The organism is Psychrobacillus sp. NPDC058041 (assembly GCF_042885655.1).
In the GTDB taxonomy this organism is placed as follows: domain Bacteria; phylum Bacillota; class Bacilli; order Bacillales_A; family Planococcaceae; genus Psychrobacillus.
Map to the genome: position 1 here is coordinate 346,258 of NZ_JBHVRO010000001.1, position 20,294 is coordinate 366,551.

The following is a 20,294-nucleotide window of genomic DNA, read 5'->3' on the forward strand; positions in this document are numbered from 1 at the left end:
CAGGTTGATCTCCGCTGCAGGCGGACGCTTTCCAGGGGGCAAGCATCAAGCCGCTTCGGGCCAACACGACGTTGGTCACAAAGGCGTTGCCACACGATGTGGCGCTCTTAGCCTTTGAACAATTGAACGCTCAGTCCAGGGTCTTGATTTGCTTGCTAATCCCCTAGGAGTCGCCGCCTTCCGCTCCAATCAATAGGGCAAGTGGAAGTAAAGAAAAATAGGCAGTGTCGATTGATAAAGAAGCGATGCCGCGGACGAAATTGTATCTTCGTCCGCTTTTAAAAGAGTAGGACAGGATATTATCTTTAATTATCCAAACCAAAAGCACCTTGACTTTAAATAATTCAAGAGGGCGACGGACAAACATCCACCGCAAGATGACCAAAAAAATGGATTGTGAAGTGACTGCGTCACTTCACAATCCATAATTCTAACGGTAATAGTGTAGCCAATGTTTTGTCCAAAACACGTTGGAATTGGCAAAAGACATGTTGCTCTTAAATCGCAGTTGCCATTTTCTTATTCTAAAAGATACTTCTCAAACCATTTTACTTATTTGTTGAACAGGAAGTTGAACATTTTTCGCTTAATGCACAACCTGCACATTTGCCCATTTTGCTTTTTTTAACAAAACGCATGAGTGTAAAAATAGCATAGCCGAAAATGAGTACGCCAAGAATGACGCTTACTAACATTTTGTTTTCCTTCTTTCTGATTATTAGAATCCTAGAAGACGCCCACCTTGATAAATGATGATTGATACAATATAGGCAATGATTAGTGCATAAATAATGGAAAACCAAGTCCATTTCGTTGAACCTGTTTCTTTTTTAATTGCTGCAACAGTTGCTAAACATGGAACATACAGCAATATGAATGCTAAAAAACTGTAGGCAGAAAGTGGAGAAAAGAAATCAGCCATAACGCCTTGTAATGTATGCATGTCAGGAGCAACGTAAATAATGTTCATGGTTGAAACGACAACTTCTTTTGCAAGAAAACCGGTTAATAACGCCGCTCCTGCTTGCCAGTTCCCAAATCCAATCGGATCAAGAATTGGAGCAATTGCGCCACCGATTAGAGCTAGAAAACTTTTATCCATTGGAACATTTAATCCGTGAGGTCCAGAATACGTTAATAACCAAATCACAACGGATCCACCAAAAATAAATGTACCAGCTTTGCGTATAAATCCTTTTCCTTTTTCCCATGTACTTTGTAATAAAGTCTTAAGTTGCGGGATTCTATAAGGTGGTAGTTCAATAACAAAAAACGAACTTGCTTGTTTTAATATAGTAGCTGAGAAAATCTTTGCTAATGTTAATGCTAGAATAATACCTAACAAATATAGTGACAACACAATTAATGCTTGATTATGCTTAAAAAAGGCACCGACGAACAAACTATATACAGTTAATCGGGCAGAACAAGACATAAGCGGTGTTAAAATAATAGTGAGTAGTCTTTCTTTAGGTTGCTCAATGGTTCTTGCAGCCATAATTCCAGGTACATTGCATCCAAACCCTATAATCATCGGAATGAATGCTTTACCATTTAGTCCTATGCTCTCCATTATTTTATCCATAACCATAGCAACTCGAGCCATATACCCTGAATCCTCAATGAACGAAATGAGAAAGAAAAGCATAAAGATTTGCGGGACAAAAACAATAACTCCTCCAACACCTGCTACAATTCCTTGGAGAATTAACGCTCGAATAAAGTCGGTTGCTCCTACCACGTTAAGTAAGCTATTCAATGTATCTGTAAGTGGTCCGGTTATAAAATAGTCTAAACCATCTGAGAGTGGCGTTCCTGCCCAATCAAAAGTTAGTTTAAAGATGAGATACGAAAATAGTAAAAAGATTGGTAGTCCGAGCACTTTATTTGTCACTATACGATCAATTCGATCAGTAAGTGTCGTTTCATTTTGTTTGGTTTGAAGCATACAGCAAATTAATAACGATTGAATATAGTTACCACGAATTACACGAATATGATGAGCAATTGAAGTTGCTTTTGTTTCTGTCTGAATATCTCTTTCCGTCTTATTAAACAATTCATTCAAAGTCGAAACAGAAATATATTTCGTAAGTAAATCTCGAACCAAGTTGTTTCCTTCAAAAAACTGAATGGCTAACCATCTGCTTGGTGGTAATTCTTGATTTGTTGGAATCAACGAAATTACTTGCTCAATCGCTTCTTCAAGTGTTCTTCCATAATCAATATCAAGTGGGGATTGTTGTGAGACTGATGAAGAAAGCATGGTAGCCAGTTCATCACAACCTACACCTGAACGCGCGATAATTGGAGCTACCTGACAACCGAGTCGCTCTGATAAGAGACGGACGTCAATTTCCATACCTCTTGCTTTCGCAACATCTATCATATTTAATCCTATAGTGAGCGGTTTTCCATATTCTAAAAGTTGCAAAGTTAAATATAAATTTCGTTCTAATTGGGAAGCATCCACAATGTTTAATATCATAGAAACATCATCATAAAGAAGATAGTTAGTAGCAACACCTTCGTCTTTAGATAATGGATTAAGTGAGTAAACGCCTGGTAAGTCAACTAAGTTTCCTAAATTATTTTTTAAGACACCGACTTTTTTTTCAACTGTCACTCCTGTCCAGTTTCCCACATATTCATAGGAGCCTGTGAGTCTGTTGAATAAGGAAGTTTTTCCTGTGTTCGGGTTACCAGCCAATGCAACTGTGTTCATACACTCTCCACCCGAATCATTTTAGCTTCACGTCGGCGAATTCCTATTAATTGTCCTTTTGCTTCAATTGCAATTGGACCTCCTAACGGTAATATTCGTTTAATCATTACAACAGTACCCTGCATAATTCCTAAATCTAATAAACGACGCTGAACAAGTTCATTCATATGATTAGTATTCGTAATACGTACTCTTTCACCTGCGTGTATGTCTGTTAAAAGCATTCCATTCACCTCTATTAGGATGACAATATAAATCATTTTTACTTTACAAGTATATGAGAATGATAATCACTTGTAAATACTTAAAATTGCGGTTAATATCAACTGTCTTTTCAACAGAATTTTGTGTATATTATCATTATATAAACTATAGTTGCGTTAAAAATAGATGAGAATCTAGTTGGAAAAATTCTTGAAGACAGGTGGACGATCATGAAGATTCTATTGGCAGAAGACGATCATCGTTTAGGCAAGTTGTTAGAACATATGCTAAAAAGAAAAGAAGGATACACGGTGGAATGGTATACGAATGGAAGAGAAGCGTATGAATATGCTATAGAATCTCATTATGATGTATTAATTTTAGATTGGATGTTACCTGAATTGGATGGAATAACGGTTTGCCAAAGATTAAGACAAAATGGATATATAGGCGCGATTTTAATCTTAACAGCGAAAGACGATGTGCTAGATCGAGTAAAAGGTCTCGACTCTGGCGCTGACGATTACCTAACAAAACCATTTGAGTTTGAAGAACTCTTTGCGAGAATCCGTGTTCTTTCCAGAAGAAACTATGCTCCCATACAAGAGGATGTGGTTATTTTTGGTGATTTAACTATTGATCGGACCAAACATACTTTACACCGAAATGGGATCGAAATATCTTTAACTCCAAAAGAGTTCCAATTACTAGATTTATTAATTCGGAATAAAGGAAAGGTTTTAACTCGAGAAGTAATTCTCGACCGAGTATGGGGTTATAATGCAGAGGTTACAAGCAATTCGGTGGATGCTTATATCAGACTTCTTCGAAAAAAAGTGGACCAAGAAGGCGAAAAAACAATTATTTGTAATATTCGAGGAGTAGGATATTCCGTTGAAACATAATGTAAATGTATTTTCTACAACTAGAAAAAATTTAGCCCAATATAACAGTAGGATGCTAATTGTATTTTTATTACTTTTTAATATTGTGATTAGTATTTTTCTTTTTATCAATATGTACAATGAACAAAAAGTAACGATGTTCGATATAGCCAAACAAGAGATAAAAGAGTTACAAACGGATGGTAAGGAATTATCAAGTGTTCTAAATCAGAATACTGGAACAGAATCTAACAGTACTAAAACGCAAGGAGTATTCCTAACCTATTTTCTAAAATCAAATAATGAATTAGTGATAATTGATGAGTTTTCAATAAAAATGAGAGCTCTTTTTTTAAAAACGGTGGAGAATTGGAAACCCTCTGACATGGAGGCTAAATATCAAAAGATACAACTTTCCAAAAATAACTCTATATATCTTCTTATCGTTTCACAAAATGTTTATGAAAAGGGTAGCCTAAAAGGAACTATTTATATCGGAAAGGATATTACTTTTTTAAGAAATATGTTTATCCATTTTTTGTTGATCCTTCTTGGAATATCTCTCATCTTTTTTGTCATTGCTCTTATAGTAGGACAAGCTATGACAAAACGAGCGATGGAACCAATACTAAAAACCTATAATCTACAATCAGAATTCATTGCGGATGCTTCCCATGAGTTAAGGACACCCTTAAGTGTTTTAAAGTCTGGTTTAGAAGTTATTGAATATGAAGAGGGCAATAAATTTTCATCATTTTCTAAAAGTATATTATCTGATTTAAAAGAAGAAATAAGAAGCACAACACAACTAGTAAGTAATTTATTATTTTTAATACGGTCAGATTCAAGGGAACAATCGTCTGTAGCTGAGGAGTTTGACTTGCAAGAGTTAATGCAACAAATTTTAAGGTCATTCCATCATTTGTCTGAAACTAAGAAGATATTATTGGATTTACAAATATTAACTCCACAAATTCTGTTTACTGATAGAGAAAAATTAAAGCAATTGCTGTACATCCTTTTTGATAATGCAATAAAGTACACACCAAGTGGAGGAAAGATAAGCATCTCCTATGAACTGAAGACAGATTATCAAAATGAAAAGCTATATATAGTTGTTAGCGACAATGGTATTGGTATTCCTTTAGAACAGCAAGAGCGTATATTTGACCGTTTTTACCGTGTCGATAAAAGTCGTTCACGTCAAAGTGGTAGTTCAGGTCTTGGATTACCTATTGGTAAATCTATTGTAGAATCATTAAATGGCACTATTAATGTTACGAGCGATTTGAATAAAGGAAGCGAGTTTACAATAACAATACCACTTACAAAAGCAATTAGTAGAGATTGAAAAAATGTTTAACATTCAAAAAAAACCATTAATTTTCATTTGTTTTTCATTCTTGTATTTTATAGTTTTCTCTAGGGAATAATATTAAAAAATGAGGAGGATTAATAAATGGGGAATTATAGAAACGATCAAGCAGCTGTTTCTAGGGAAGTCTTAAATTCAAAATCACAAGGTAGACAATTGTTAAATAAGGTTCCGGTAATCATAACAATCTATTTCTGGATTATAAAAATCATGGCGACCACGGTGGGAGAGACGGCAGCAGACTTTATAAACGAAAAGTTTAACTTAGGCCTTACTATCACTACCCTTATAATGAGCGTACTTTTGATCATTACTTTGTTCTTTCAGTTCAAAGCTAGTAAGTACGTACCAAGTTTATACTGGTTAACGGTTGTATTAATCAGTGTGGTTGGTACGCTAGGTTCCGATAATTTAGTTGATAATTTAGGAATACCTCTTGTTACAACTACCATCATCTTTACAATAGCAGTGCTAATCAGTTTTGCGATTTGGTATGCTAGTGAGAAAACGTTGTCCATACATTCAATCTACACGACTAAGCGAGAAGTTTTTTACTGGGTTGCTATCCTGTTCACCTTTGCTTTGGGGACTTCTGCGGGTGACCTTATAGCAGAAGGGCTAAACATTGGCTACTTGAATTCAGCTATTATGTTCGCTGTATTGATAGGTTTAGTAGTTATTGCTTACTATCGTTTTAAAATGAACGCAGTGTTGGCATTTTGGATCGCCTACATCTTAACTCGTCCATTTGGTGCTTCTCTTGGTGACTTCTTATCACAATCTCACCATGCAGGTGGTCTAGGCTTAGGAACAATGGGGACAAGTATAATCTTTCTGCTAATAATTTTGGGCTTGGTGATTTACTTAACAAAGTCAAAAATTGATAATCCGATCCATGCAGATGAGTAAAAATCAAAAGTCAAATACGAACTACTAGCCGATGTCGTATTATGGACATCGGTGAGGCCACGCATTAACGCAGTGACGGCACTGAAAAAGTCCATATTATTCAACTTTGCTAGTCCAATTATTAAGAAAATCGTTGAAACGGCTCCCTTTCCGCGGGTGTTGTTTCAGCCTCCTCGCTTCGCTGTGGGGTCTTCAACTAACGCTATTCCCGCAGGAGTGTCGCCTTTTTCAACGATTTTCTAGAAATAAAAAGTAGAGTGTGGATTGTTGGATCCCCTCTACTTTTTTAGTTTTTTAGACTGCCTCATCTAGCTTTTTTCATTTATAAGGACCAGGCGTCTTTTTGTCCGGTTTTTCTTAATAAGTTTTAATAAAAAAACCTTCCGTTTTCGACCATTCGCAATAAGCAATTCTTTTTGTATTAGTATAACCAAGTTGTGAAAGCTTGGTTAATAACCAGACGCGATCTTTTCCAGCCACATTCAATATATCATCTTTTATCTTTCCATCATCTACAAATAGTAAGGATGGTTCTTGATCGTCTTTCTTTAAGTGAATATCTTCATTTGTTACTGGGTCATAACGAGAGTACTTATTGATAGTTATATCACCGCCAGGCTCCAAATATAAATCCCGTACTTCACGAATGGAAAATATACCTTGCTTCCGAAGTGCCGAACGAAGTTGTTCCATTTCAAGATGATGTTTATTAAACTTATTCATGTCAAGTTTTCCATCACTTATCAGTTTTACTGGCTCACCTTTTAATAATATACGGATAGGATCCCAATACTTTGTCGCTATTTCAATTAATAATATTAATATTGCCCAAACTGAGATGGCAGCTAAAAAATGGGTGATTTGTACATTCTGGTCAAATAAACTTTCTTCAAGAACACCTCCAATAACAAGAGTATAGATAAAATCATATGGTGTGAGTTGGGCAAGTTCTTTTTTGCCAAGAAGACGAATGACAATTAAAAGAGCCGTAAGACCAACAATAAGTTTCACTATTGTATCCATATACATTCGTGTACTCCTCCGTTCGGAATTGATACAAGAATATACCCCGTTCTTAGTAGAAATAAGCATTATTGTTTATGTATGCGATGGTCGACATATCTTCTGACACTAAAGAAAATCCATTTGTTTTTTCATAACAAATGGATTCAGGTTGAAGACAAAGTCATATTTGATTGGTATTTCAACAAACTGTTTGAAACGCTTATCAATCGAGTCGGACCAACATAAGGAGGGAAGCGAATAGAACTAAAGTTCATGAGCTTACAACCTAGTGCAAACGTTTTTGTCTGCGACTAGCTTCCGCAGGAACAAGACGAAGAATGCGAGCGTTTGTAAACAATCTGAATCCTTTGGATCTTCAAAATAAATGGGTTTTCTAATATAAAGTTACGATTTCTAAATCTTGATCCTTTAAGTATTCAATTATCTTAGGTAATACATCTACAACTACTTGTGATTCATGAAGGAGGATAATAGATCCAGATGTTTTAGATTCTTGTATATATTTAAAGATTTCATCAGAATCTTGGCTTTTCCAATCTTCTGTGTCTGTATTCCAAAGTACTATCTTGTTATGTGTTTCGTTCATTAATTTCATTGTTAGGTCATTTTTAGAGCCATAAGGTGGTCTAAAAAGAACCACTTCTTCTTGAGTAATTTCCTCTATCAATTGATTAGTATGTAAAAGTTCCTCTTTTTGCATTTCATAGGATATTCTTTTAAAATCTGGATGAGTCATAGAATGTCCACCAATAGAATATCCATGTGATTGGACATATTGAACGGATTCAGGGAATTTTTTTACATTACTTCCAATGAAGAAGAAAGTACCGCCAACCTGGTAATCCATTAATATATCAGTAATTTCTTTTGAAAATTTTGATGGCCCATCATCGAAAGTAAGTGCTACTTTTCCTTTAGGAATACTAAAGGTTACAGGGTCTTCAAGTTTAACAAATGGGGAAATTACTTCATTATCTACAAAGTCATTAGCAGAATCAGTTTCAACTCTGTCATCTATACTTGCTATTAGATTTTCTTTGTCTGAAATTACTTTTGCATTTCCAGTAGCTTCTCCTCTATTAAGAAGAGAAGTGCTTAGGACAATAATGAATACTATGCTTATCAAGGCTACAATCTTCCAAGTAAAATTACGACTAACTTGGTTATAACTTGTTTGGTCTGTTTCTGAAAAAGTAACTGAATCTGGAGCATCTTTCAAGACCTTAAAATCATTTATATAAGTTATATCTTCGTTGTACTTTAAAGCATTTAATCCACTTATATAAGCCTCTGAGCATGAAAAATAAATTCTACTACTTTGATCCCTGTACGTCCTTGTTATAAAACTTGTATATTTGTTTGTTGTGGAATCTCCAATGCTCTGAAAGGATAACCGATATTTATACAGTCCACCAAGCTCTGTAACTGTTCTTAGATTTTCTGCAGTATCACTGTCGATTTCCCATAGTAAATCTATTTCCTGCTTAGATAATACTCTTATTCGTAAAAAAGATTGATTGGTTGTGGTATCGATTGATATTAGTTCTAGTAGTTTCCCTTGATAGCCTGACATAGTTGTCTCCTTTCTCTTCTAGTGAAAAGAAAAAAATTTTATTCTTTGTTAGTCAAAGCTTTTGAAGAGAAAGAAAAAGACATTCTATCAGTAAAATCATTAATTGTTTGCATCAACTCGGATTTTTCTTCTAGTATTTTTGCATATTGTTGTGCAGACTTTTGATTTTCAATTTCAAGTTCTCTCATTTTTTCTTCGAGTTCTCTTATGCTAAGTAGGTTTTGATATTGAATATTATTCGATTCCTCTTTAAGCAAATTATATTTATTAATTTGTTTATCTAGTTGGTTGGAAACTTTTTCAAAGTCATTACTTGAGTTATTTTGATAGTCTTTATAATCTTCCAAAAGTTGTTCATATACCATTTGCTTATTAGTTAGATTGCCTTCGAGTAATCGTATCTCTTTATGGTTATCTTGAATAATTTGTTCTTTCTTCACTAATTCTTGTTTTATGCGAGTAATTGTTTCATTTGCTATTTGCAACTGATCTTCAAGACCTTCCTTCTTATAAAGAATGAGTTGCCTGTCGTGTAGTAGGTTTTCTAAAGAAACTATCAAATCTAATGATACTTTGTCTTGATTTTCTTTAGAAAGTATGTATTTATCAGTTGTATAATGCTGGTCTTGATGCACAAGCTCGTTCTCTTCTATGGCAATAACGCTTTCTTCCTCGTAATTGTTAGTGTGAGAAAATTGATTTTGATTCGAACGGACGCTTTTAAACCAATTTATTGATTTATTCTTGTTATCCTTAGTCATAGTTCCATCTCCTAAATAATTTATGTGTTAAAACTACTATCAAATGATGAAGATAAAAAAAGAGTGATACAAAAGTAATTATTTTTTTGGTTAAAAATAAGTTTCAAAAATACTAGATTCTTAATTCTATTGTATGATTAAGTAGAATAATGTCAACATAATCCTGTTAAAACGATTAATTTATTAATAAGCTATTTCTGGTTACAAAGGATATTTTAAGTATAAATAGTCTTAAAAAGTTTTAATTAACTCATTTGATAATTGGACTATAATTGATTAATTGTCGCAATTGCTCCCGCTATTGTAAGAACATTTCTTCTGTTTATACGAAACAAGATGAAAGTTCGAAACACTTATTATTTAAACGTCGTAGATTAATTGGTGAACTTTTTGTAAAAATTACTAATAGGTACTTGCACGGAATACATTATTGAGGTAGCATTACAAATAATTTATGGTGTAATCGAGAAGGCGAGTGGAAGTAAATATGAAAATAGTAACAGTAGAGGATATTGTCCGTAGGTTTTCTTTTGAGGTACTAACAGGAAATGATCAACTAGAACGATCATTAAAGAAAACAAAGGTACGTCGACCAGGGCTTGAATTTATGGATAAATTCGATTTCATTGCGACAGAGCATGTGCAGATTTTAGGAAAGAACGAAATTAATTACTTGCACACACTTTCAGAAGAAGAATGTAAGCTTCGCATTGGAAATATTGTTCAATATGATCCTCCGTGCATTGTTATAACATCAAACCAAGAAGAACCACTAGGATTAATAGATTACTGTGTGGAAAAGAAAATCCCTATATTACGTACACATGACTCAATGAGTGAAGTATGTGAGAAGTTGGATGCTTTTGTAGTGAAAGCGATGGCACCTGAAAGTGCGATTCATGGAGTGTGTGTAAATGTTTCGGGTATTGGGATTCTGTTAAGAGGCAAATCTGGAGTTGGAAAAAGTGAAACTGCACATACTTTGATTGGTAGAGGGCACCGACTGGTGGCGGATGATATTGTTGTCTTAAAAAAGTTAAGTCCCCAAACATTACTTGGATCACATAATGATAAGAACAAAGAATTTCTGGCGTTGCGAAGTATTGGATTATTGAATGTTGTTCGCCTCTACGGAAGAGCAGCTTTTCAGGAAGAAACACGAATAGCACTTGATATTGAATTAACCAAATGGGAGCATAATGCATTAAATAATGAGCTAGAGTTAGAATCAAAGTTTACGGAATATATGGGCGTTCAAATTCCTCATATACAAATCCAATTACAGCCTGGTCGTGATGTTGCAGGCTTAATAGAAGCAGCGGCAAATAACTGGTACTTGAAGCAGCAAGGGTATAGTGCCGCAGAGGATTTTGTGAAACGACTAGAACAAGACTTTGATAATTCTAAATCTAACTAAATTATAACAATAGAGAAGACTTCCACAATTAAGCTTTTTAAGAATACGAGAGTTTCTCATAGGCAGTGTAAAATAAATAATAGAAAAAACATGTGCAAATAGTCTATATGTCAGATTTTTAGGCAAAAGGTTTCGGGAGTATATAAACTCTCGAGACCTTTTGTTTTTTATTTATTTTTCGCAATGATTGTTTGGGAAATAACGGAAGAAATTTTTTGAGTTCCATTTTTCTTGCTTTAATAATGAACAAATCTACTTGATTTTATCTCATTTCATATTCAGTTCATAAAGGCATGTTAAAGTAACTTTTGTAAGCTTGCAAAGTTGTATCAAGGAGGAACATGAACTATGAAAGAAACAATAAACGAAAGTAAAAGAGTAAACTGGCGACAGTTTTTTCAACTAATAAAAGATACTGACCCACCGAAGCTTTTATTAATAATTGCACTTTGTATGAGTTTTGCAACAACAGGAGTAGGATTTGTCGTTCCGTTATTCACGAAAGAATTAGTGGACGGTTTTTCAATAGAGTCACTCAATTATTGGCAAATTATTTTGTTAGTAATCGCATTTATCGCACAGGCAGTTGCGAGCGGACTTTCGATATATTTATTAAACCGGGTTGGGCACCATGTAGTAGCTAGTTTGAGAGATCGATTATGGCGAAAACTACTGCATTTACCAATAGCTTATTATGATAATAATGATACGGGCGAGACATTAAGTCGAGTAACTAATGACACAGCTGTTGTGAAAGAACTTATTACTGAACATCTCGCCAATTGTTTAACGGGTATTATTGCAATTATCGGATCCGTTACAATTCTATTATTTTTAGATTGGAAAATGACGTTAGTGATGTTAATTGCTGTTCCTATTGCAATGGTTATTTTAATGTCACTTGGTAAACGTATGTTTGTTATTTCAAAAGGAATGCAAGATGAAACTGCAAAATTTACAGCTGTGCTGAATCAAGTATTACCAGAAACACGTTTAGTAAAAGCATCAAATGCAGAGGAACTGGAATATAGTCGCGGAAAAAAAGGCATTAAAAATCTTTTCAAATTTGGATTGAAAGAAGCGAAAATACATGCTCTAATAACACCTTTGATATCTTTTGTTTTAATGATAGTACTCGTTGCTATTATTGGATATGGTGGTGTTCGAGTCTCTTCTGGAGAACTTACAGCTGGTGACATGGTTGCTTTTATTTTATATTTAATACAAATTATTATTCCAATGACTCAACTAACGATGTTCTTTACTCAGTTGCAAAAAGCAATGGGAGCAACTGAACGAATTAGTACGGTACTTGAGCATATGGAAGAAGATGTTCATATGGGTAAAGAGTTAGAGTTAGTTTCGGAACCGATTCATGTGAAGCATGTAGATTTTGCATATGGTAATGAACTTATATTATCTGACATTGATTTTACAATTGAACCTGGTAAAGTAACTGCAATTGTTGGACCAAGTGGTGGTGGGAAGACAACTACATTTTCACTGTTAGAACGTTTTTATCAACCTACAAAAGGAACTATTTCACTTGGAGATACATCGATTGATACGTTTTCTTTACATTCATGGAGAAGTAATATCGGATATGTCGCTCAGGAAAGTGCTCTTCTTTCTGGAACGGTACGTGATAATATTTGTTATGGAATTGAAAGAGAAGTGAGCGATGAAGAACTTGAACGGGTTGCTAAGATGGCGTATGCCGATCAATTTATTCTAGCACTGCCTCAAAAGTTTGAAACAGAAGTAGGAGAACGAGGGATTAAGCTTTCTGGTGGACAACGACAACGTATTGCAATCGCACGGGCATTACTACGTGATCCTCAAATTTTAATGCTTGATGAAGCAACTTCTAGTCTCGATAGTAAATCGGAAATCTATGTTCAAAAAGCATTGGATAATTTGATGAAAGGAAGAACGACACTTGTTATTGCGCATCGACTATCTACTATTGTAGATGCAGACAATATTTTATTTATGGAAAAGGGACATATTACAGGAAGTGGAACGCATAATACTCTATTTCAATCCCATGAAATGTACAGAGAGTTTGCAAAACAACAATTACGTATTCAAGAAGAGTGAGGTGGAATATTGGTATGACAAAACTATTAGTGGTGGATGATGATAGTCATATTAGAGAGCTGGTAAAAGTATTTTTAGAAAATGAGGGTCTAGATATACTGGAAGCAGTGGACGGTGTAGATGCAATGTCCAAGCTCGATTCAGAAAAAATAGATATGGTCATTATGGATATTATGATGCCGAATATGGATGGGTGGGAATTATGCAGGGAAGTCCGAAAGTTTTACAATGACTTGCCAATTCTTATGTTAACTGCAAAAGGAGAAACTGCTCAAAAAGTAAAGGGTTTTAATCTTGGTACAGATGATTATCTTGTTAAGCCATTTGAACCTGCAGAATTAATTGTTCGAGTCAAATCCATTCTAAAAAGGTATCGTATTTCTTTGTCTCAAACAGTGGAAGTTGGTAATGTTCGGATGAATCGTAATACGTATGAGTTAGAGTATATGGGAGAAAACAGTACACTTCGATTAAAGGAATTTGACTTATTATTTACTTTGGCAAGTTACCAAGGAAAAACATTCTCACGTGAACAATTAATAGAAGAAATTTGGGGATTTGATTATGAGGGGGATGAACGAACAGTAGATGTTCATATAAAAAGGTTACGTGAACGATTCCCTAAAGAAAATAGCGGATTTTCCATAAGAACCATTCGGGGTCTTGGATATCGTTTGGAGTTGGGTTCATGAAGAAAAGGAAGTTCATTGGAAAGATTCTATCTGTGATTTCACTTTTTCTTATAGCTACTATCATTTTTGCGTTCCTTTCTTTTCATCTAACCTCTTTTCTTTATGATTGGATAGGGAAGTATCCTCAAGGATATTGGCAACAACTTATTACAGTAATAGGTGTAATATTTTTCTTTTGGTGTACGGCTGTCATTATTTTTTTATTTGGTTCCAAGAGACAGCGGGTTTATTGGGATACGATTGTAGCTGCTTTACGACAAATTGCAACTGGAGATTTTAATGTAAAATTAGACCTTAAAGCAAATGGAGAAGATCAATTTGGACAGTTGATTAGCGGGATAAACAATATGGCTGTAGAATTAGGAGAAATGGAGAAAATGCGTCAAGAATTTATTTCCAATGTTTCGCATGAAATCCAATCTCCGCTTACATCTATTAACGGATTTGCAAAAGCATTGAAAAACATTGACTTGACGGATGAGAAACGGCTTCATTATTTAACAATTATTGAGATGGAAAGTGATCGATTGTCCAAAATCAGTGACAATTTATTAAAGCTAACATCTTTGGAATCACAGCATCATCCTTTTGAACCGAAGCAATATAGGCTCGATAAACAGTTGCGAAGCGTTGTCCTAGCTTGTGAACCAAGATGGTTAGAGAAAAATATTGAAATGGACATTCAATTTGATACCATTTCAATAGAAGCAGATGAAGATCTGATGAATCAGGTATGGATGAACATACTTATTAATAGTATAAAGTTTACACCAAATGAAGGTACGATTAGCCTTCGTTTATGGAAACAAGAGGATGCGGTGAGTATTTCCATCACTGATACTGGAATAGGAATAACGGAAGAAGATCAAATGCATATTTTTGAACGGTTCTTCAAATCTGACCAATCGAGAACGATATCAAATGGAGGAAGTGGTTTAGGTCTTTCTATTGTGAAGAAGATTGTAGAAATGCATCACGGCACCATCTCTGTCCAAAGTAAGCTTGGGGTGAAAACTACATTTCTTACAACGTTGCCTTTACAGCGAGGTGAAGTATTCTAAAAATAACTTATTTAAGCAGACTGAACTGTTTTTGTTGAGGTTATTCATGTTTTCTATGGTGAACAAATAAGGGTGGAAGGAAAGTCATACCGGTCTAGCCCATGTCATTAAATTTATTTTGTAACATTTCTTATTTGAATAAACGAAAGAAGAAAAATGTACACTACTAAAATTACTTAGTAATGTACATTCTTTTGAAATTATGTCCAATATTGTAAACAAGTCAATAACTTTTCTTTAATCAACTGTAACGGAAAGTTCTTTTACTCGCAAAGAGGGTGAACCGAAACCACCTGGAAGGAAATGTAGATCTGCACCTACTTCTTCAATATCTTTCATATAGTCGAAGAAGTTACCGGCGATTGTCATTTGTTTAACAGGTGATGAAATTTTGCCGTCTTTTATATGAAAACCCTTTGCAGCAAGGGAGAAATCTCCAGAAATCGTATTCGTACCGGAATGAAGTCCTGATAACTCTGTAATGAGCACTCCTTCTGATACTGAAGAGATTAAGTTTTCCTTAGTCCTTTCTCCTTGCGCGATGTAAATGTTTTGCGGTGAGATGGAAAGAGTGCTTTTATAGGAAGTTTTATGTGCATGACCGGTAGTTTCTACTCCCTCAATTTTTGCAGTTTTTCGGTTATGAAGAAGCGTTTCAAGTTTGCCGTTTGATATGATAGCAAGTTTTTTTGTTGCTACCCCTTCTCCGTCAAAATTTGAACCTGCAACCGCATCTGGATGAAAAGGATCATCTAGCAGAGTGAAAATATCCGATGCGACTTTTAATCCCACTTTGCCTTTTAAAAGTGACTGATCCTTTTGTGTATTTTCAGCTGAAAAGATAGGTGTGTATGTTGCAAGTAATGATGCTGCAGCATCATATCGCATGATGATTGGGTATTTTCCAGCAGGAATTGATTTTTCACCGAGATTTGACAACGCTTCTTCAGCAGCTTCTTTCGCGATTTCGTCGGCATTTAGAGAGTTAAAATCACGTGTCATTTTGATGAAGTTTCCTGTCTTCATTTCTTCTCCGTATTTCACTACTGTGGATATGAAGATAATTAACCCATTCTTTTTTTCATCCAATAAAAGACCTTTATTGTTCGAAATTATTCTTTCACCGGAAAAATCTTGCAGTACACAATAATTAAGAGCGACAATTCGTGGATCATACTCCATTACTTTCTTTTCAATCGACTTAATAAGATCTATTTTCACCGGAATTTGGACATTTGCGAGTTCTTGACTGTAAAACTCGTGCCCAGTATACTCTTCTTTACTTCCTTCGAAAATATTAGTCCCATCATCCTCATCGAGTACATCTGCATTCGCTTTCGCATTATTGATTAAAAATAATACAGAATCATCATCAATTTTTTCCGTAAATGCATAACCCATTTTACCATTATACCGTCCTCGTAGACTGAAACCACCGTCCTCAGAAGTCTCGTAGCTATCAATTTCGCCTTTAAAAATCACGCATTGGAATGATTCGGTATGCTCGTAATACACTTCTGCTTCTTCGAAACCGGCCTCCATAGCCTTGCTGATTAGTTCTTGTTGAAATTCTGTGATATTCATCCTTTATTCCCCCTTTGTCCCACCGACTGTAATTTCACTTATCCTAATCATCGGCTGACCTACATTTACTGGTAGGCTTCCACTTAACGATCCACACATTCCAGCACCATGGCCAAGATTATTTCCTACTCGATCTACAAGTTGCAATGATTTAGCCCCATTACCAATAAGGGTGGCACCTCGAACAGGGCTACCAATTTTTCCATCCTTCACTAGATATGCTTCCATAACAGAAAAGTTGTAATCCCCTGTAGCTGGATCTACTGAGCCTCCACCCATATATTTTGCATATATTCCGTTTTCGGTGGAAGCAATAATTTCTTCAGGTTTTGATGTTCCAGGTGCAATATACGTATTTGTCATACGCGAAGTAGGATTAAAACGGTATGACTCGCGGCGTGAGGAACCAGTTGCTTCTGTATCCATACGACGAGCATTAAATTTATCAACAAGATAACCTTTCAAAATTCCATTTTCAATTAATACATTTTTACGTGTTTTTTCGCCTTCATCATCAATAGAAAGTGAACCCCATTCGTTTGGAAGTGTACCGTCATCAATGTATGTCACAATATCTGGTGCAACCTTCTCTCCAATACGATTCGCGAACACGGAATTATTTTTAGCAACAGAAGTCGCTTCAAGACCATGCCCACACGCTTCATGGAAAATAACTCCGCCAAATTCATTGTCTATTATTACAGGAAACTTTCCGCTCGGACATTCTTCCGCTCCGAGCATTGTAACTGCGATTCGTGCCGCCTCACCTGCGTAATGTTCGAGATTTAGGTTTTCGATAAATTCAAACCCAGCATGTGCACCTGGTCCATAAAAACCAGTTTGCATTTCAACTCCATCTGTTGCGATTGCTTGAATGGACAGTCTGCTGTGAACACGTGTGTCTTCTACGAATTTACCTTCCGAGTTGGCAATTAGAACATTCTGTTCTTCATCCATATAGCGAAGTTTAACTTGCTGGATGCGCTCATCATAACTTTTCGCAATATCATTAGCCTTTCTCATAATGGCAACTTTTCTAGCTTGTTCTACTGTTTGTGGCATTTGGTGAATATGGTGAATTGGAATAATCGTTTCTTTTTGGAGCGGATGAATGATGCCTTGCGCTCCTCCTTTAATTGCAAGTGCAGCACGTTTTGCAGCTAGTAATAAGCCTTCTTCGGAGAAATCAGTTGTATATGTGTAAATACTTTGGAGACCCGAAAAAATACGGATACCAATTCCAAATTCACGACCAGATATGCTTTTCTCTATTTTTCCACTTTGCAATTCCATAGTGCTTACATATTTATCTTCAATGAACACTTCTGAAAAATCGCCGCCAGTAAAAAGTGCGGCTTCCAACACGTTTTCAATTATAGATTGTTTAATCATATTTTCTTCCCCCTTATTCTAAAATTATAGCTTAATATTTTGTGGAATTCACTAAATAAACTGACTATTTCGTGATTTGTGTGAATTAGTCACTAAATATTTATATGAAACACTTATGAGAAATTATTAATAAAAGAAATTTTTTATTTTGTAATGAAAATGAGGAGAAGTAGAAAGATGAAAAAATAGATATGCGAATAGGAGGGAAAACTTAGGGACATTAGATACCAAACTAGGAGTAGTTTTTTCTGTAGTTTAGTAACAGAAGTAAAGTTATAGATTGAACAAAGTTCGATTATAAAAGGGATGTGATTAAATTAGAGAACCATAAAAAAGCTCAATCACATAAATTGTAATTGGGCTAATTTTCGACTATACAATCAACTAGGAAAGGATTACTAATAAAACAGTTTTGTCTGAAGTATATCAAGAGCGCGATCAATATCAATCAAGTCTTCTTGGGAAGCATTTCTTATTCTATTTAGGAAATGTAATTCTACAGTAGCAAAAGATTCGCTCATCATGGTTTCTCCTTCTTTAGAGAGACGAATGTAATGTTTTCGACGATCTTCCAAATCACTCAATTTTTCAATTAAATTTTTTTCACTTAATTTTTTCAACTCACGACTTGTATTGGACAAAGTGATATGCTGACAATCACTAATTTCACTAGGGGTCACAGGTTGACTAACAGTTATATATTCAAGAATTTTATATTGAACTGGTGTGATAGAATCTGATTTAGCATTCTGAGTTAATTCGTGTGTTACTCGATGAACAGAAGTTAGTAATGCAATACATTTGTTAAATAGAGCGTTTTTGTCCACACCTTTTCACCTCTTACTAATAAGATAACAAATATGTTATCAAAAAACAATTATCATTTGACAACTAAAAATGCAATGTTAATATTTAGTTATCAAATGATAATTAAAAGGAGAGGGAATATGAATACGCTTGTGATTTACACATACCCTAATCATAAAAGTTTAAATTATGCATTTTTACAAAAGGTAATTGAAGGAAGTTTGGAGAACCCTAATATTAATGAGGTGCAAGTATTAGATTTATATGAAGAGGGATTTAATCCAGTTCTAGTATTCAATGAGCATAAACGAAGACGTGATATGCATCGTGATCCTTATATCGAAAAATATAGAAAGCAAATTACCTGGGCTGATAAAATTGTGTTTGTATATCCAATTTGGTGGGGAAGGCCACCAGCTATGCTTATGGGATACATTGATCAATTATTTGCTGCTAATTTTGCTTACAAGGATAAGAAGGGGTTACTACCAGAAGGACTTTTGAAAGGAAAATCAGTAGTATGTATATCGACCATGAAGGGACCTACAAATTATCTGCGTTTTTGGTTGAATAATGCTCATCAAGTTTTAATGAAAAGAGCTCTACTTAATTTTGTAGGTATCAAAAAAGTAAAATTTTTTGAGTTCGGACATATGGAAAACGTAAATGGAAAACAAACAAAAAAACTAGAAAAAATCTATCATTATTTTAAAGAACTAAACCGCTAGCAATATTTTTTAATAGTAGGAGATTTCAAAGTCTCTCAGAAAATCTCAAAGGCAACTCATATTCATAAACTATCCATATCAAATGGTGGAGTAGAACGGAGATGGATAAGGTGACGACAGAAACTAAATATTTCACATTAAATAGGCTTGCTGAAGGAGTGTATGCAGCAATAGCAAAACCTGGTCAAGGAGCATGGAGCAATGCAGGTATTGTGGACCTTGGGGATGATTTGCTTGTTTTTGATTCATTTAGTACCCCGTCAGCAGCAAGCGAGTTAAAGAAACAAGCAGAAATGATTACTGGAAAAAAGGTGAAGTATCTTGTTAATAGCCATTACCATGGAGACCATGTTTTTGGGAATCAAATATTTAAAGATGTTACGATTATTTCTACTTCCTTAACGAATAAATGGTTCATGGAACAAAATACTATTCAAGATGTAGAGAAAGAGATAGAAGAAACAAAACAATATCTACTTAATCTAAGGAGTCAAATAGAAGCAACAGAAGACAATATATTAAAGAACAGTCTATTAAATCAATTTGGAGAAATGTCCAAAGTGTTAGAGGAACTGCCTCAGTTGAAAATGGTTTTGCCTACTGTTATTTTTGAAAAACATTTAGTCATTCAAGGTTCGAAACGAACAGTAGAATTACATTGCCTAGGTGGAGGGCACTCACCAAGCGATACATTTTTGTATTTACCTGATGAGAAGATTGCATTCATGGGGGATATCATTACAAAAGATCTTCATTTGCCAATTTATAATCCAGAAGACTTTTTGAGTATTTTGGAGAGTGTGAGGAAAATGGATATTAAAATAGTTGTACCTGGACATGGAGAGGTAGGGACATTAAAGCTATGTGTTATTTTAGTTAACTATTTGTCATATTTAATTGAAAAAGCTAAAGAAGCACATCAACATAACATTTCAATGAACGATTTCATATCAGAGTTTGTGGTTCCAATTGAATATGCCAACTGGAGTGGTGTAAATGGTATAAAACGTAACCTTACCGCGTTATATAATTATTACGTTAAAGGTAAAGGTTGAT

At 34.8% G+C, this 20,294-nt stretch carries 18 protein-coding genes; 9 read left to right on the forward strand and 9 right to left on the reverse strand.

The window, feature by feature from the left end; genetic code table 11:
* Positions 1 to 548 precede the first annotated feature (548 nt).
* The 3 genes from ACFVR1_RS01590 to ACFVR1_RS01600 are packed head-to-tail and all read right to left on the reverse strand — an operon-like array spanning position 549 to position 2,949.
* On the reverse strand, positions 549 to 809 hold the full coding sequence (locus ACFVR1_RS01590) for a FeoB-associated Cys-rich membrane protein (protein ID WP_387579467.1): 261 nt from the start codon (positions 807 to 809) through the stop codon (positions 549 to 551).
* Positions 719 to 2,725 carry a ferrous iron transport protein B gene (gene feoB, locus ACFVR1_RS01595; protein ID WP_387579470.1) on the reverse strand — a complete coding sequence of 669 codons (2,007 nt, stop codon included), beginning with the start codon at positions 2,723 to 2,725 and terminating at the stop codon, positions 719 to 721. Before feoB ends, ACFVR1_RS01590 begins: the two co-directional genes overlap by 91 nt.
* A complete protein-coding gene (locus ACFVR1_RS01600; RefSeq protein WP_387579472.1) occupies positions 2,722 to 2,949 on the reverse strand; it encodes a FeoA family protein in 228 nt (75 codons plus the stop codon). Before ACFVR1_RS01600 ends, feoB begins: the two co-directional genes overlap by 4 nt.
* A 210-nt stretch (positions 2,950 to 3,159) precedes the next feature.
* On the opposite strand from ACFVR1_RS01600, the gene ACFVR1_RS01605 reads away from it, so the two are divergent.
* From ACFVR1_RS01605 to ACFVR1_RS01615, 3 genes are all read left to right on the forward strand, one after another.
* On the forward strand, positions 3,160 to 3,834 hold the full coding sequence (locus ACFVR1_RS01605) for a response regulator transcription factor (protein WP_387579475.1): 675 nt from the start codon (positions 3,160 to 3,162) through the stop codon (positions 3,832 to 3,834).
* Positions 3,824 to 5,164 carry a sensor histidine kinase gene (locus ACFVR1_RS01610; protein WP_387579478.1) on the forward strand — a complete coding sequence of 447 codons (1,341 nt, stop codon included), beginning with the start codon at positions 3,824 to 3,826 and terminating at the stop codon, positions 5,162 to 5,164. Before ACFVR1_RS01605 ends, ACFVR1_RS01610 begins: the two co-directional genes overlap by 11 nt.
* A gap of 108 nt (positions 5,165 to 5,272) precedes the next feature.
* The gene (locus ACFVR1_RS01615; RefSeq protein WP_387579480.1) at positions 5,273 to 6,097 is read left to right on the forward strand and encodes a COG4705 family protein; all 825 of its coding nucleotides are present in this window, start codon (positions 5,273 to 5,275) and stop codon (positions 6,095 to 6,097) included.
* Positions 6,098 to 6,454: 357 nt separating this feature from the next.
* On the opposite strand, the gene ACFVR1_RS01620 is transcribed toward ACFVR1_RS01615, so the two are convergent.
* The 3 genes from ACFVR1_RS01620 to ACFVR1_RS01630 all read right to left on the reverse strand — a co-directional run bounded on the left by ACFVR1_RS01620 (position 6,455) and on the right by ACFVR1_RS01630 (position 9,457).
* Positions 6,455 to 7,126, reverse strand: a complete 672-nt coding sequence (locus ACFVR1_RS01620; protein WP_387579483.1) for a DUF421 domain-containing protein — start codon at positions 7,124 to 7,126, stop codon at positions 6,455 to 6,457.
* A gap of 370 nt (positions 7,127 to 7,496) precedes the next feature.
* Positions 7,497 to 8,696, reverse strand: a complete 1,200-nt coding sequence (locus tag ACFVR1_RS01625; protein WP_387579486.1) for a polysaccharide deacetylase family protein — start codon at positions 8,694 to 8,696, stop codon at positions 7,497 to 7,499.
* A 38-nt stretch (positions 8,697 to 8,734) separates the two neighbouring features.
* Positions 8,735 to 9,457 (reverse strand): hypothetical protein, encoded by a 723-nt coding sequence (locus tag ACFVR1_RS01630; RefSeq protein ID WP_387579489.1) that lies wholly within the window; start codon positions 9,455 to 9,457, stop codon positions 8,735 to 8,737.
* Between the two features lie 487 nt (positions 9,458 to 9,944).
* Between ACFVR1_RS01630 and hprK the strand changes: the two genes are divergently transcribed.
* The 4 genes from hprK to ACFVR1_RS01650 all read left to right on the forward strand — a co-directional run bounded on the left by hprK (position 9,945) and on the right by ACFVR1_RS01650 (position 14,727).
* Positions 9,945 to 10,874: an HPr(Ser) kinase/phosphatase gene (hprK, locus tag ACFVR1_RS01635; RefSeq protein WP_387579491.1), complete on the forward strand. Its 930-nt coding sequence runs from the start codon at positions 9,945 to 9,947 to the stop codon at positions 10,872 to 10,874.
* A gap of 348 nt (positions 10,875 to 11,222) precedes the next feature.
* Positions 11,223 to 12,974, forward strand: coding sequence for an ABC transporter ATP-binding protein (locus ACFVR1_RS01640; protein ID WP_387579494.1), 1,752 nt, complete (start codon positions 11,223 to 11,225; stop codon positions 12,972 to 12,974).
* Between the two features lie 14 nt (positions 12,975 to 12,988).
* Positions 12,989 to 13,666, forward strand: coding sequence for a response regulator transcription factor (locus ACFVR1_RS01645; protein WP_387579497.1), 678 nt, complete (start codon positions 12,989 to 12,991; stop codon positions 13,664 to 13,666).
* Positions 13,663 to 14,727 (forward strand): sensor histidine kinase, encoded by a 1,065-nt coding sequence (locus tag ACFVR1_RS01650; protein WP_387579499.1) that lies wholly within the window; start codon positions 13,663 to 13,665, stop codon positions 14,725 to 14,727. Before ACFVR1_RS01645 ends, ACFVR1_RS01650 begins: the two co-directional genes overlap by 4 nt.
* 237 nt (positions 14,728 to 14,964) lie before the next feature.
* Here ACFVR1_RS01650 and ACFVR1_RS01655 read toward each other — a convergent pair whose 3' ends face one another.
* The 3 genes from ACFVR1_RS01655 to ACFVR1_RS01665 all read right to left on the reverse strand — a co-directional run bounded on the left by ACFVR1_RS01655 (position 14,965) and on the right by ACFVR1_RS01665 (position 18,530).
* Positions 14,965 to 16,311, reverse strand: a complete 1,347-nt coding sequence (locus tag ACFVR1_RS01655; protein ID WP_387579500.1) for a TldD/PmbA family protein — start codon at positions 16,309 to 16,311, stop codon at positions 14,965 to 14,967.
* Between the two features lie 3 nt (positions 16,312 to 16,314).
* The gene (locus ACFVR1_RS01660) at positions 16,315 to 17,703 is read right to left on the reverse strand and encodes a TldD/PmbA family protein (protein ID WP_387579502.1); all 1,389 of its coding nucleotides are present in this window, start codon (positions 17,701 to 17,703) and stop codon (positions 16,315 to 16,317) included.
* Positions 17,704 to 18,101: 398 nt separating this feature from the next.
* Positions 18,102 to 18,530, reverse strand: a complete 429-nt coding sequence (locus ACFVR1_RS01665) for a MarR family winged helix-turn-helix transcriptional regulator (RefSeq protein WP_387579505.1) — start codon at positions 18,528 to 18,530, stop codon at positions 18,102 to 18,104.
* Positions 18,531 to 18,650: 120 nt separating this feature from the next.
* Between ACFVR1_RS01665 and ACFVR1_RS01670 the strand changes: the two genes are divergently transcribed.
* Positions 18,651 to 19,238: an NAD(P)H-dependent oxidoreductase gene (locus ACFVR1_RS01670; protein WP_387579508.1), complete on the forward strand. Its 588-nt coding sequence runs from the start codon at positions 18,651 to 18,653 to the stop codon at positions 19,236 to 19,238.
* A gap of 101 nt (positions 19,239 to 19,339) precedes the next feature.
* Positions 19,340 to 20,293 (forward strand): MBL fold metallo-hydrolase, encoded by a 954-nt coding sequence (locus ACFVR1_RS01675; RefSeq protein WP_387579511.1) that lies wholly within the window; start codon positions 19,340 to 19,342, stop codon positions 20,291 to 20,293.
* Position 20,294: the final 1 nt, after the last annotated feature.